Here is a 13,511-nt window from a genome sequence, read left to right as displayed (position 1 = left end):
GCAATGCCAGTAGCTTTTTTTGTGTGCTGGCTGTGCTGCCGATAGTTGTCCGCCTGGTAGTATTAACCATGCCACACAGTGATCAACGCAAATACTACGATGTCAAGCATTAGGTTCTACGCCCCTTCGGATCATTTCACCATTATCAGTAGGTAACCCAACGTCATTCGTATTCACCATAGCGGGAGGAATAAACACCCTCTGCTCTCCTTCTTCGACCCTCTGTACTTGTAGACCCTCTGGTTTCACACTTTTTCTGGCCACATCCAATGCAAGAACGTCAAAAACGCCAGAGGTCGCCTTTATCCCCAAATCCACCCTTGCAATAGTTTCGAACAACGGGTCATCCCAAAGCGTCATCTCTCTATTCGAATGAAGACTTAAACCAAAATAACCCTTTATACTCTCCACAGACAAATCAATAACATCAAGGACCATTGCCGTAGCAACTATAGACTTATCAAACAGACCCGCCCCATTTTTTCTAATTTCCCCCAACGCCACCCAATGCTTATGAAAGAGCACTCCTTTCCCAGCAGCATAAAAGGTACTTGATAGACTCGACACGCCCATCCGCCCACTACGATCATGATGGTTAATAGGGTCAGACGTACAATACGCATAGGCATTGACTCCCCCTGCGCCGAAAGGACTCAGCGCATCAGGGGAAAGGAACCGCATCAAAGCGGGATCGAAACTTCGGTGACCATTACCCAGGTGGTAGATGCCCTTGAGCGGATCCCGATGCTGCCCGCAATAAGCCAGGCTCGGCCCAGTAATCGCCGACAGTGCGCCATAGGCGGAATAACTTCGAACAGTATTGGCCGCGCCCAACACCGACTGCTGACGGTCACACATAAGTAGGTGGCTCATCGACGCAATAACCTCTGGACCGATGCACTCTACCGATAAGCTGCACCATCCCAGCGACGGTTAAAACTGGCAAAAATATCAGGCCTCGGCCTCAGCACTCCCACACCCACTGTTTCAAGGCTGCGACGCAATCGCCTTGTCGATCGCCGCCCTGAACGCCGGATCATCCGGTTTTGTCAAACTGGAGAAGTTGCCAATCACCTTGCCCTTGCGGTCCACCACGTACTTGTAGAAATTCCACTTCGGCGCGCTGCTCTGCCGGGCCAGTTCGACGAACAGCGGGATCGCGTCCTTGCCGCGCACCGGCTGGGCCTTGGTCATGGTGAAGGTCACGCCGTAGTTGGCGTAGCAGACCTTGGCGGTCTTGTCGCTGTCGGCGTCTTCCTGCTTGAAGTCGTTGGACGGCACGCCAAGCATTTCCAGGCCCTGTTCGTGGTAGTCCTTGTAGGTCGCCTCAAGGCCTTCGAACTGCGGGGCGAAGCCGCAGTAGCTGGCGGTGTTGATCACCACCAGCGGCTTGCCGGCGAAGCGCTGGCACAGGTCGATCTGCTCCTTGCCGCGCAGCTCCGGCAAGCTGCCCTGGAGCAGCGCGGGGCAGTCCGCCGCCCAGCTCGAAGTGGCGGCGGCCAGGGCCAGCAGGGGTAGGGTCAGCCAACGGGCATGCATGATAGCGGTCTCCTGCACATGGTTCCTTGAGTGTGCAGGGTAGCGTTTAACACAGGCTCATGCCCAACTGCATCAACGCCAGCCCACCCTTGTGCCAGCCCCACCACACCAGCGCCAGCACCAGCACCGTAGCGACCAGCAGCAAGCCACGCCCAAGCAGGCGGTTCATGCGGCCTGGGCCTGCAGGCGGGCGACCGGGCGCTCGCGCACCGGCCAGTTGAGGGCCGCGGCCAGCAGGCTGAGCAGGATCGAGATCTGCCACACCAGGTCGTAGCTGCCGGTCTGGTCATACACCACCCCGCCCAACCAGCCGCCAAGGAACGCGCCCAACTGGTGGAACAGGAACACGATGCCGCCGAGCATCGACAGGTTGCGCACGCCGAACAGCGTGGCCACGGTGCCATTGGTCAACGGCACCGTGGACAGCCACAGCAGCCCCATGGCGATACCGAACAGGTAGGCGCTGAACTGGGTCACCGGCGCCCAGAGGAACAGCACGATGACCACGGCGCGCAGCAGGTACAGGCCGGTCAGCAGGCGCGGCTTGGACATGCGCCCGCCGAGCCAGCCCGCCGTGTAGGTGCCAACGATATTGAACAGGCCGACCAGCGCCAGCACGGTGGTGCCGGTGATTGCCGGTAGGTGCTGGTCGACCAGGTAGGCTGGCAGGTGCACGCCGATGAACACCACCTGGAAGCCGCAGACGAAAAAGCCCAGCGCCAACAGCCAGAAGCCGGAATGCGAGCAAGCTTCGCGCAGCGCCTGGCCGAGGCTCTGCTCGGCGCCGTGGCTGGGCAGCGGGTTATCACGCAACAGGCCTACGAACGGCACGATCAGCGCCACCATCAGACCCAGCACCAGCAAGGCCGCCGACCAGCCCAGCCACTGGATCAGACCGAGGGTGCCGGGGAGCATGGCGAACTGGCCGAAGGAGCCGGCGGCGCTGGCAATGCCCATGGCCATGCTGCGCTTTTCCGGCGGCACCGCGCGCCCAACCACGCCGAGGATCACCGAGAACGAGGTACCGGACAGGCCGATGCCGATCAGCAGGCCGGCGCTCAGCGACAGCGACCAGGCCGAGTCGGCCATGCCCATCATCACCAGGCCGGCGGTGTAGAGGATGCCGCCGATCACCACCACCTTGGCCGCGCCCAGGCGGTCGGCCAGGGCGCCGGTGAACGGCTGGGCCAGGCCCCAGATCAGGTTCTGCAGGGCGATGGCGAAGGCGAATACCTCGCGGCCCCAGCCGAACTCGGCGCTCATCGGCGCCAGGAACAGGCCGAAACCATGTCGCACCCCCAACGACAGCGCCAGGATCAGCGCCGCCCCCAGAAGTACCCAACCGCTGCTCCGCCAAAGGGAAGTCATTGTCGTTGTCTCCAGCCCATCGCAAGGTTGACGCGGGTATATACCCGCTTTCTATCGTAGTCGTTCATGCAAGCTGCTCCAGCAAGCGCACCAACTCGTCACGCTGGCTTTCACCCAAGCGCTCCACCAACTGCGCCTGGGCCTGCTGCCAGGCCGGGTAGGCGGCGTCAAGGCGTGCCCTGCCCGCTTCGCTCAGCAGCACCACACGGTTGCGCTGGTCGTCGCCGTCGGCAAGACGCACCAGGCCGTCGGCCTCGAGCACCTTGAGGTTGCGGCCCAGGGTGCTGCGCTCCAGGCCCATGGCCTCGGCCAGGCAGGTGATGCTGGGGCGGTCGAGGCGCTGCACATGGCGCAACAGGGAAAACTGGGCGACATTGATGCCGAAACCGGCAAGGGCCTCGTCGTAATGCCGGCTCACCCCGCGGGCGGCGCGACGCAGATGGGTACAGATGCATTCACTGGTCAGCATGAATACGTGTATATACCCGCATTATGGATGTTGCAAGAGATTTCACTGTGTCGATTCAGGCTGCAGGCGCTGGCGGATCGGCTCGAACTCGGCCGTGGCCTTGCGCGGCAAAGGGTCCGGCGCGGCGTTTTCGATGGCTTGCCAATAGCGCCACGGCACCTTGGCCGAACCCAGCTCGTAATCCATGCCATCCCAACTGTCCTCGCGGAAGCTGTAGAAGGCCCAATGCAGTTGCTGGCGGTCCAGCACCGCGAGCACATCCTCCAGGTATTCCCGGCACCCGGGTAACCGGCGCATGCAGCCGAACTCGCCCACCACCAGCCGCGAATGCGGCAACTTGATCGAATCGGCCCAGTCCACCGGTTGCTGCAGATAGCGGGCTACCTGCTCGGCATCCCACTGCCGGGTCTGCCCGGCAAACGGCACAGGCCCCGGATAGGCGAAAGGTTGCTTGCGGGCAAGATTGGGCGCACTGGTGGCGGCATAGGGTTCGTACATGTGCACGCTGTACAGCACACGCTCATCCGCCAGCGCCTTGGGCCAGTAGCCGAAGGCATCGGCGGCGGCGTACCAGCCGGCATCGACCATGATCGGTGTCTTGCCGTCGACCTCGCGGATTGCCGCCAGCAACTGCCGATAGAGCGCCGGCAGGTCACGCGCCCCGCCCTGCTCGCGGGCGTACCACTGCTTCATCCGATCGAGGTCGGCATGCTCGGCCAGGCCGCCATGCTTCTCGGGCGCGGGCTCGTTGATGAGGTTGTAGGCGGCAACGGCCGGGTGGTCCTTGAGGGCCTGGGCAACGTCTCGCCAGAAGCGGGCGGACTGGGTCCAGTAACGCTTGTCCTGCCATAGCCGGTCGTCGAAGCGATTCTGGTTGTTCTGCGCCCAGCGCATGCCGGGGAGCGACAGCGGCGTGATGACCACCTTGAGACCGGCGGCGTGGGCACGGTCCAGCACCGCGATAAGCTGCTTCAGGTCGGCGCTGGCCAGGCCCTGGTAATCGTCGGCGTTGCCCAGCAGGAAATCGCGTTCGGCCGGGTGCCATTTATCGTAGGAGAGGCGCACCCAGCTGGCGCCGTAACCTTTCAGGGCATCGAAGTAGGCTTGGTTCGGGGGCAAGCGGTTGAAGCTGTTGCCGCCGTGGCGGGGGGTGTTCCAGAAATCGATCAGGTCGGCGGCGGTGGCGGGTATGGCGGTAAGGGCCAGCAGGCTGGCGAGTATCCAGTGGTGCATGGCGGGGGTTCCTGGTGGTTTTGGGGAACGAACGAAGATAGACGCAATAGTTGCGGAAGGTTTCCGGGATCTTTGTAAGACACGTCCCCTTGTAGGAGCGTGTCGGCCTGAAGCTATGCGCGTAGTGCCAGAGTAACCACCACCGTCAATTCCAGCAGTTCCAACAGCGCCCCGGCCGTATCCCCTGTGCTTCCACCCAAGCGACGGCACATCAGCTGACGCAACCACACGAACACGACCAACGCCGCCAGCAGCGGCCACAGCACCGCCCAGCCTCCCAGCGCCAGTCCGGCCAGCGCAGAAACCAACAATACCCAGATCGCGCCGCGCCGGGGCAGGTGTTCGGCCAGGGCCGCCCCCAGCCCGCCCGCACGCACGTAGGGCGTGCCGAGAAACAACCCGAGCATCGCCGCCCGCCCCACCACCGGCGCCAGCACCAGCAGGCCACCAGCGCCCCGCTCGACCAGCACCCAGAGAGCACAGAACTTCAGCAGCAATACCAGCACCAGCGTGACCACGGCAATCGGCCCGCTGCGCGGGTCCTTCATGATCTGCAAGGTGCGTTCGCGATCACCGAAGCCCCCCAGCCACGCATCGGCGCTGTCGGCCAGGCCATCCAGGTGCAGCCCGCCGCTGAGCAGCACCCACAGCGCCAGCAACAAAGCCGCGTGCAAGGGCGCCGCAGTGCCATGCAACAGATGGCTGGCCAGCCACAGCAACAGGCCGAACAGCAGCCCCACCAGCGGATAGCACAACAGCGAACGCCCCATCTCCCGAGGCGCCGGCATGCCCGGCAAGCGTACCGGCAGGCTGCTGAGGAACTGCAAGGCAATCCAGAACGGCAGCATCTCAACCCACCTCGCGCATCTGGCCGTCGTGGTCCAACGCCAGCCTCACCAGCGCGCCATGCCCAACCTCGACCTGCAACAACTGCTCCCGTGGCAGGCCACGCGCCCGCGCTAGCAGCAGACGCATCACCCCACCATGGGTGACCAGCAGCACGCGCTTGCCTGCATACGCGCTGCGCAAACCCTCGACCGCCGCCACCACCCGTTCGGCAAAGGCCAGCACCGGCTCGCCGTCCGGCGGAGTGAACGCATACGGGTCATTCCAGAACTGCCCCAGGGCATCGGCATCGACCTGCATGATCTGCGCGGCGCTTTGCCCTTCCCACTCGCCGAAGTGCAGCTCGCGCACACCGGCCTCGCGCAGCACTGGCAGGTTCAGGCGCGCACCCAGCTCATCGGCGAACGCCGCGCAGCGCTGCAACGGCGAACTGACCAGCACGTCCCAGGGACCGGCGTCGGCGACGGCCTGGCGCATCTGCGCCCAACCAGTTTCGGTCAGGGCGTCATCGAGGCTGCCACGCAGGCCGCCCCCCAGTTCCGTCTCGCCATGGCGCAGCAGTTCGAGGATCATGCCGGGCGATCCGCCACCGCCGCCTCGGCGAAGGTCGCCATCTGCCCGTGCAGGGCGCAGGCCAGGCGGATCAGCGGCACCGCCAGCGCCGCGCCGCTGCCCTCGCCCAGGCGCAGCCCCAGGGCTAGCAGCGGCTCGGCCTCCAGGGCCGCCAGCAAGGCCTTGTGACCCGGCTCGGCGCCCTGGTGGGCGAACAGCAGCCAGGGGCGGCACTGCGGATTGAGGCGGACCGCCACCAGGGCGGCGACACTGCAGATGAAGCCATCGACCAGCACCGCCACGCCATGCTGGGCGCACGCCAGGTAGGCACCGGCCAGCGCGGCGATCTCGAAACCGCCGACACAGGCCAGCGCCTGCAGCGGCTGGTCGGCACGCAGGCCGTGCAGCACCAGGGCACGCTCGATCACTTCGGCCTTGTGCCGCACGCCAGCGCTGTCCAGGCCGGTGCCCGGGCCGCTCAGCTCGCGCGCCGGGCAGCCCAGCAAGGTGCTGGCCACAGCCGCCGCTGCAGTGGTGTTGCCGATGCCCATTTCGCCGCCGATAAACAGCTGGGCGCCGTTGTCGAGTGCGCGCAAGGCGCTGTCGCGACCGGCCTGCAGTGCCGCAGCCAATTGCACGTCGGTCATCGCCGGCTGACGGGCGAAGTTGGCGGTGCCGGGCCCAACATTCAGGTGATGGACACCGGGCAGTTGCAGCGTCGGGTCGATGGTACCGAGGTCGACCACCTCAAGGTCTGCGTCCAACTGGCGCGCCAGCACGCTGATCGCCGCGCCACCGCCGACGAAGTTGCGCAGCATCTGCCCAGTCACTGCCTGCGGGTAGGCGGATATACCCTCCTCCACCACGCCATGGTCACCGGCGAAGATCGTGATGGCGACCCGCTCCAGGCTGGGACGCTCGCGCCCTTGCAGGCCGGCCAGGCGGATCGCCAGGCCTTCGAGCTGGCCGAGGGAGCCGGCGGGTTTGGTCAGCTGCTGCTGACGAGCGCGGGCCTGATCCATGGCGGCGGTATCGAGGGGTTGGCAGGCGTCACGCCACCACATCTGGGTCATAGGGCAGGTCCTTTGAGCATGAGAGGGAGGCCGGCCACGGTCAGCACCACGCGCTGGCAGCGTTCGGCCACGGCCTGGTGCAGCGTGCCCGCCAGGTCGACGTAGCGACGGGTCAGTTCGCCCATGGGCACCACGCCCAGGCCGGTTTCGTTGCTGACCAGGACAAGCGTGCCCGGCAGCTGTTCCAGGCAATCGAGCAGCGCATCGCGCTCCTGCGCCAAGTGCAGGTCATCCTCGAGCATCAGCAGGTTGGTCAGCCACAGGGTCAGGCAGTCCACCAGCAGGCAGCGCCCTTCATCGGCTTCGGCGCGCAGCACATCAGCCAGCGCCACGGGCTCCTCGACCAGCCCCCAATGGGCCGGACGGCGCTCGCGATGCAGACGCACGCGCTCATTCATCTCGCCATCCAGCGGCTGGCTGGTGGCGATATAGGTCACCGGCAGGCCGCTGGCCTCGGCCAGTTGCTCGGCCAGGCGGCTCTTGCCCGAACGGGCGCCGCCGAGGATCAGGTTGCGCATGTCAGGCGACTCCACACAGTTGGCGCAGGCGCGCGGTGTCCAGGTGCTGCTCGACCAGGTCGGCCAGGCGCTCGATATCGCGTTCGCGCAGGGCCTCGTAGTCGATGGGCTGCACCTCGGCCAGACCCGCCCAGCGCAGCAGCGCGGCGCACGACTGGGTGCCCTCGAACAGGCCATGCAAGTAGGTGGCGAGGATCTGCCCGTCGGCGCTGATGGCCCCGTCGGCGCGGCCATCGGCCAGCAGCACCGCCGGACGCTCCAGCGCCGGGCCGTGGGTAACCCCGGCATGGATCTCGTAACCCGACACCGGAGCCTGCTCGAGATTGAACGTGCCCGACACGTTGCGCAGTTGCTTCTCGGCCTCCAGCACGGTGCTGTAGGCCAGCAGGCCGAGACCGGCGCTGGAACCGGCGGGCCCTTCCAGGCCCAGTGGATCGTGCACCTGCTCGCCGAGCATCTGCAGGCCGCCGCAGATGCCGATGAGCTTGCCGCCGTAGCGCAGGTGCCGGGCGATGGCGGTGTCCCAGCCACGCTCGCGCAGTTGTGCCAGGTCGCCGCGCACGCTCTTGGAGCCGGGCAGGATGATCAGGTCGGCGGGCGGGATCGGCTGGCCCGGGCCGATGAACTGCAGGTCCACCTGCGGATGCAGGCGCAGCGGGTCGAAGTCGGTGTGGTTGCTGATCCGCGGCAGCACCGGGACGATCACCTTGAGCACGCGCTCGCCCTTCACCCCCTGGCGGGTATCGATACCGTCCTCGGCCTCCAGGTGCAGGTCGGTGACATAGGGCAGCACGCCCAGCACCGGCTTGCCGGTGCGCTGCTGCAGCCAGTCCAGGCCGGGCTGCAGCAAGGCGATGTCGCCACGGAAACGGTTGATGACAAAGCCCTTGACCCGTGCCTGCTCGCTTGCCGACAGCAGCTCCAGGGTGCCAACAAGGTGGGCGAACACACCGCCCCGGTTGATATCGGCCACCAGGATCACCGGGCAGTCGACCGCCTCGGCGAAGCCCATGTTGGCGATGTCGCCGACACGCAGGTTGATCTCCGCCGGCGAGCCGGCGCCTTCGACCATCACCACCGGGTAGGCTTCGCTCAGGCGCTCGTGGGACGCCAGCACCGCCTGCATGGCGATGGCCTTGTAGTCGTGGTAGGCGACGGCGTTCATGCTGGTCACCGCGCGGCCATGGACAATCACCTGGGCGCCGGTGTCGCTGTTGGGCTTGAGCAGCACCGGGTTCATGTCGGTGTGCGGCGCCAGCCGGCAGGCCTGGGCCTGCACTGCCTGGGCGCGACCGATCTCGCCGCCGTCGGCGGTCACGGCGCTGTTGAGCGCCATGTTCTGCGGCTTGAACGGCACCACGGCGATGCCCTGGCGCAGCAACCAGCGGCACAGGGCGGTAACCAGCGTGCTCTTGCCGGCATCGGAGGTGGTACCTTGCACCATGAGGGTGGTCATGCCGATTCCTTCTGGTAGTCCGCCAGGGCCTGGGCCAGGCGTTGTTCGTCGGCGGCTGTGGCGGGCAGGCCGAAACGCAGCGCGGGCGGCTGCTCGAACAGGCGCACCAGAATGCCGCGGCGGGCGAGAAAATCATGCAGGTGCGCGGCACGCTCATCACGCACGTACTGGAACAGGTCGCAGCCGCCGCCGGGTGTCAGGCCTGCGCCGTCGAGCAACGAGGCCAGGCGCTGGCTGGCCTGGGCGCAACGAGCAATCTGCGCCAGGTGCGCCGCCTCGTCGGCGAAACAGGCCTGCCCCAGCACTCGGGTCGGGCCGCTGACGGTCCAGGGCCCGAGCGCTTCGGCCAGGCGCCGCAGCACATCGGGCTGGGCGACGACAAAGCCCAGCCGCACACCGGCCAGGCCAAAGAACTTGCCGAACGAGCGTAACACGATCAAACCCGGTTGCCCGGCCTGATCGACCACACTGTGTTCGGGCGTATTGTCCATGAAGGCTTCATCCACCAGCAGCCAGCCACCACGCTCGGCCAGACGCGCATGCCAGGCCAGCAGGCGTTCGCGGGTCACCCGTCGACCAGTGGGGTTGTTGGGGTTGACCAGCACCAGGACGTCAAGGCTGTCGAGTACATCCTCGACCTCGGTCTCGTCCAGTTCGACCAGCGTGTGCCCTGCCCGTGCCCAGGCATGCGGATGCTCGGCATAGCACGGAGACAGGACCCCGACCCGTCCGGTCGGGCGCAGGTACGGCAGGGCCTGGATCGCCGCCTGGGAACCGGCCACCGCCAGTAGCGGCTGCGCGCCATAGTACTGCCGCGCCGCCGCCTCCAGGCCGTCCTCGGTCTCCGGCAAGCGGGCCCAGGCCTCCAGCGGAATCGGCGGTATCGAGTAAGGCCATGGCGCGATGCCGCTGGACAGGTCGAGCCACTGCTCCCGAGGGATGGCGTACTGTTTCACCGCCCGCAGCAGGCGGCCACCGTGTTCAAGCATTCAGATAGGCTCCCACGCAGATCAACAGCACCCACAGCCACACGCCGCGCTGCACCAGGCTCCAGCCGCGCTCGATGGCAGCGGCGTCGGCCATCGGCCCTTCACCCAGGCGCGGTCGTTCGTGCAGCTCACCGTGATACACCGCCGGGCCGCCCAGCTCCACGCCCAGGGCGCCGGCACCAGCAGCCATCACCGGGCCGGCGTTGGGGCTGTCCCACAGCGGCGCCTGCTCGCGCCAGCAGGCCAGGGCCAGGCGGGTCTTGCCCAGCAGCGCATAGGTCAGCGCCACCAGCCTGGCGGGAATATAGTTAAGCCCATCGTCGATGCGCGCCGCGCACCAGCCGAAGCGTTCGAAGCGCTCGTTGCGGTAGCCCCACATGGCATCCAGGGTATTGCTCAGGCGGTACAGCACCACCCCCGGCGCACCGGCCACGACGAACCAGAACAGCGCGGCGAACACCGCGTCGCTGCCGTTTTCAAGCACCGATTCGGTGGCCGCCCGGGCCACGGCGGGCTCGTCCAGCTCGCGGGTCTCGCGGCTGACCAGGTAACCGACGCGCCGCCGCGCCTCGCCCAGGTCACCTTGGCGCAACGCCTGGGCCACCGGTAGCACATGCTCGCCCAGGCTACGCAGGCCCAGGGCGCAGTACAGCGCCAACACATCCACTAGCCAGCCGATGTACGGCAGCCAGGACAGGATCAGCGCCAGCAGGGTCAGCGGCACCACCGCCAGGAACCACGCGGTGACGCCATGGCTGCGCCAACCGCGCCCACCGGCGTTGAAGCGTTGTTCCAGGCGCGAGGCGAAGTTGCCAAACCCCACCAGCGGATGCCGCCGGCGCGGCTCGCCCAGCAGCGCATCCAGGGCCACGCCCGCCACGGTCAGCAAGGCCACGCTCATGGGCGCTCTCCCCAATGGTTCTCGTACAGCATCTCGCTCAAGGGCCGTTGCTCGGCCCACTCCTCCAGCACCAGCATCGGTGCCGGATAGAATTCGGTCACCGGCCCCAGGCACAGCACCGCCATGGGCTTGGCGCCAGTGGGCATGCCCAGTAGCTCGGCCAGGGCCAGGGGGTCGAACAGCGACACCCAGCCCATCCCCAGCCCCTCGGCGCGTGCCGCCAGCCACAGGTTCTGGATGGCGCAGGCCAGCGAGGCCAGGTCCATCTCGGGCAGGGTGCGGCGGCCGAAGACGTGCGCCTCGCGCTTGTCCATCAACGCGGCCACCAGCACTTCGGCGCAGTCGTTGATGCCTTCGACCTTGAGCTTCATGAACTCGTCGGAGCGCTCGCCCAGGGCCTCGGCGGTGCGCACCCGCTCCTGCTCCACCAGCGCCTGGATCCGCTCGCGCAAGGCACGCTGGCTGATACGGATGAACCGCCACGGCTGCATCAGGCCAACGCTGGGCGCCTGGTGGGCAGCGGCGAGCAGGCGCCCGAGCAACTCGGGGGCCACCTCCCCCCCGGCGAAATGGCGCATGTCGCGGCGTTCGCCAATGGCCCGGTAGATGGCCTGGCGTTCGGCTTCGCTGTAGGCGTGTCGGCTCATGGTCGCAGCAGCGCCGCCGCCGCGTCGGGGTTGGAGGGGAAATAGAAGTGCACGTAGGAGGCGGTCAGGCGCCCCAGGCGATAGACCGCCTCGTTGCCCCGGCCACCGTTGGGGCTCAGGCCACGGGCGATCGGCGCCAGCTCGGTGCTGGTCAGCGAATGATGGTAAGTGTGGCCACGCAGGGTGCCTTCGGGCAGTTCGACCGCCTGCAGGGCCAGGGCCGCCAGGCGCTTCTGCATGGTCGCCTCGCCCGGCAGCAGGCCCAGCAGCGCGGCGCGCTCGCCTGCCACGTCAGTCAGTGCGTCGAGCAGGTAGAGCATGCCACCGCACTCGGCCAGCAATGGCTTGCCGGCGGCATGATGGGCGCGGATCGCTTCCAGCATCGGTGCGTTGGCGGCCAGCGCCTGGTGATGCAGCTCGGGGTAGCCACCGGGCAGGTAGAGGCTGTCCACCACGGGCAGCTCGCGGTCATGCAACGGCGAGAAGAATTCCAGCTGCGCGCCAAGGCCGCGCAGCAGGTCGAGATTGGCGCCATAAGTGAAGGCGAAGGCCTCATCACGGGCCACACCGATGCGCACCCCGGTCAGCGACGCAGTCACATTCACAGGCTCAGGCCCGGAAAAACGGACCGGTGGCGGCAGCGCGGCATCGCAGCTGGCGCCCAGCGCTTCGGCGGCGGCATCCAGGCGTGCATCCAGGTCGTTCAACTCACTGGCCTGGACCAGGCCTAGGTGACGGCTGGGCAGCTCGATGCCGCGCTCGCGGGACAACCCGCCGTACCAGCGCAGGCCTTCGGTCAGGCTGCCTTCGAGCAGTTGCGCATGGCGCAGGCTGCCGACCCGGTTGGCCAGCACCCCGGCGAACGGCAGGTCGGACTGGTAGCGTGCCAGGCCCAGGGCCAGGGCGCCGAAGGTCTGGGCCATGGCCGTGCCATCGATCACCGCCAGCACCGGAACGCCGAAGTGGCGCGCCAGGTCGGCGCTCGACGGCGTGCCGTCGAACAGGCCCATCACGCCCTCGATCAGGATCAGGTCGGCCTCACCTGCCGCCTCCCACAGCAGGCGCCGGCTCTCCTCGGCACCGATCATCCACAGGTCGAGCTGGTAGACCGGCGCGCCGCTGGCGCGTTCGAGGATCATCGGGTCGAGAAAGTCAGGCCCGCACTTGAACACCCGCACCTTGCGCCCGAGGTTGCGGTGCAGACGGGCCAGGGCGGCGGTGACCGTGGTCTTGCCCTGGCCCGAGGCCGGGGCGGCGATCAGCACGGCGGGACACTGGCGCGACTCACTCACAGTTCGACGCCCTTCTGCGCGCGGATACCGGCCTGGAAGGCGTGCTTGAGCATGCCCATCTCGGTGACGGTGTCGGCCAGCTCGATCATTTCCGGCTTGGCGGCGCGCCCAGTGACGATCACATGCTGCATCGGCGGACGGGCCTGGATATCGGAAAGCACCTGATCCAGGTCCAGGTAACCGTGCTTGAGGGCGATGTTTAGCTCATCGAGCACGACGAACTGGATAGACGGATCCTGCAGCAACTGCCGCGAGACCGCCCAGGCGGCCTCGGCGGCGGCGATGTCACGCTGGCGGTCCTGGGTTTCCCAGGTAAAGCCCTCGCCCATCACGTGATAGCGCACCTGCTCGGGGAATCGACGGAAGAACAGCTCCTCGCCGGTGCTGTTGCGCCCCTTGATGAACTGCACCACGCCGCACTGCATGCCATGGCCCAGGGCGCGGGCGAGCATGCCGAAGGCCGAGCTGCTCTTGCCCTTGCCATTGCCGGTCAGCACCAGCAGCAGCCCGCATTCGTTGGGGGAATTGGCGATGCGCTCGTCGATGATCGCCTTCTTGCGCTGCATGCGCGCCAGGTGACGTTCGTCGCGTTCGATGGATTCGCTCATCAGGGGTCTCCGCAGGCTGT

Annotated in this window: 16 protein-coding genes; all 16 read right to left on the bottom strand. The window is 66.8% G+C overall.

Annotation, left to right across the window (positions count from 1 at the left end):
• Positions 1 to 102: 102 nt before the first annotated feature.
• Entirely contained in the window at positions 103 to 873 is a 771-nt protein-coding gene (locus V0R62_RS22390; RefSeq protein WP_330105263.1) for an RHS repeat-associated core domain-containing protein, read from the bottom strand.
• Positions 874 to 987: 114 nt separating this feature from the next.
• On the bottom strand, positions 988 to 1,539 hold the full coding sequence (locus V0R62_RS22385; RefSeq protein ID WP_186712762.1) for a glutathione peroxidase: 552 nt from the start codon (positions 1,537 to 1,539) through the stop codon (positions 988 to 990).
• A gap of 46 nt (positions 1,540 to 1,585) precedes the next feature.
• Complete coding sequence (locus V0R62_RS22380; protein ID WP_264082553.1) at positions 1,586 to 1,708, bottom strand: hypothetical protein; 123 nt, start codon at positions 1,706 to 1,708, stop codon at positions 1,586 to 1,588.
• Positions 1,705 to 2,907, bottom strand: a complete 1,203-nt coding sequence (locus V0R62_RS22375) for an MFS transporter (protein WP_028690891.1) — start codon at positions 2,905 to 2,907, stop codon at positions 1,705 to 1,707. The genes V0R62_RS22380 and V0R62_RS22375 overlap by 4 nt, the downstream gene beginning before the upstream one ends.
• 64 nt (positions 2,908 to 2,971) lie before the next feature.
• On the bottom strand, positions 2,972 to 3,376 hold the full coding sequence (locus tag V0R62_RS22370; RefSeq protein ID WP_050704557.1) for a MarR family winged helix-turn-helix transcriptional regulator: 405 nt from the start codon (positions 3,374 to 3,376) through the stop codon (positions 2,972 to 2,974).
• A gap of 42 nt (positions 3,377 to 3,418) precedes the next feature.
• On the bottom strand, positions 3,419 to 4,609 hold the full coding sequence (locus V0R62_RS22365) for a glycoside hydrolase family 5 protein (protein ID WP_330105262.1): 1,191 nt from the start codon (positions 4,607 to 4,609) through the stop codon (positions 3,419 to 3,421).
• Positions 4,610 to 4,722: 113 nt separating this feature from the next.
• Positions 4,723 to 5,457 (bottom strand): adenosylcobinamide-GDP ribazoletransferase, encoded by a 735-nt coding sequence (locus tag V0R62_RS22360; protein ID WP_330105261.1) that lies wholly within the window; start codon positions 5,455 to 5,457, stop codon positions 4,723 to 4,725.
• Between the two features lies 1 nt (position 5,458).
• Positions 5,459 to 6,028 carry an alpha-ribazole phosphatase family protein gene (gene cobC / locus V0R62_RS22355; RefSeq protein WP_330105260.1) on the bottom strand — a complete coding sequence of 190 codons (570 nt, stop codon included), beginning with the start codon at positions 6,026 to 6,028 and terminating at the stop codon, positions 5,459 to 5,461.
• Positions 6,025 to 7,080, bottom strand: a complete 1,056-nt coding sequence (cobT, locus tag V0R62_RS22350) for a nicotinate-nucleotide--dimethylbenzimidazole phosphoribosyltransferase (RefSeq protein ID WP_330105259.1) — start codon at positions 7,078 to 7,080, stop codon at positions 6,025 to 6,027. The genes cobC and cobT overlap by 4 nt, the downstream gene beginning before the upstream one ends.
• Positions 7,077 to 7,598, bottom strand: coding sequence for a bifunctional adenosylcobinamide kinase/adenosylcobinamide-phosphate guanylyltransferase (cobU, locus tag V0R62_RS22345; protein WP_330105258.1), 522 nt, complete (start codon positions 7,596 to 7,598; stop codon positions 7,077 to 7,079). Before cobU ends, cobT begins: the two co-directional genes overlap by 4 nt.
• Position 7,599: 1 nt before the next feature.
• Positions 7,600 to 9,054 (bottom strand): cobyric acid synthase, encoded by a 1,455-nt coding sequence (locus V0R62_RS22340; protein ID WP_330105257.1) that lies wholly within the window; start codon positions 9,052 to 9,054, stop codon positions 7,600 to 7,602.
• A complete protein-coding gene (cobD, locus tag V0R62_RS22335) occupies positions 9,051 to 10,043 on the bottom strand; it encodes a threonine-phosphate decarboxylase CobD (RefSeq protein WP_330105256.1) in 993 nt (330 codons plus the stop codon). The genes V0R62_RS22340 and cobD overlap by 4 nt, the downstream gene beginning before the upstream one ends.
• Positions 10,036 to 10,944 (bottom strand): adenosylcobinamide-phosphate synthase CbiB, encoded by a 909-nt coding sequence (gene cbiB / locus V0R62_RS22330; RefSeq protein ID WP_330105255.1) that lies wholly within the window; start codon positions 10,942 to 10,944, stop codon positions 10,036 to 10,038. Before cbiB ends, cobD begins: the two co-directional genes overlap by 8 nt.
• Entirely contained in the window at positions 10,941 to 11,591 is a 651-nt protein-coding gene (bluB, locus tag V0R62_RS22325; RefSeq protein ID WP_330105254.1) for a 5,6-dimethylbenzimidazole synthase, read from the bottom strand. The genes cbiB and bluB overlap by 4 nt, the downstream gene beginning before the upstream one ends.
• Positions 11,588 to 12,883 (bottom strand): cobyrinate a,c-diamide synthase, encoded by a 1,296-nt coding sequence (locus tag V0R62_RS22320; RefSeq protein ID WP_186733797.1) that lies wholly within the window; start codon positions 12,881 to 12,883, stop codon positions 11,588 to 11,590. The genes bluB and V0R62_RS22320 overlap by 4 nt, the downstream gene beginning before the upstream one ends.
• The gene (gene cobO, locus V0R62_RS22315) at positions 12,880 to 13,491 is read right to left on the bottom strand and encodes a cob(I)yrinic acid a,c-diamide adenosyltransferase (protein ID WP_028690903.1); all 612 of its coding nucleotides are present in this window, start codon (positions 13,489 to 13,491) and stop codon (positions 12,880 to 12,882) included. Before cobO ends, V0R62_RS22320 begins: the two co-directional genes overlap by 4 nt.
• Positions 13,492 to 13,511 lie beyond the last annotated feature (20 nt).

This window comes from Pseudomonas carassii, assembly GCF_036324045.1.
Classification (GTDB): Bacteria; Pseudomonadota; Gammaproteobacteria; order Pseudomonadales; family Pseudomonadaceae; genus Aquipseudomonas; species Aquipseudomonas peradeniyensis.
The sequence above is the reverse complement of the archived record's forward strand: the minus strand, read 5'-3'. Positions and strand labels throughout refer to the sequence as shown.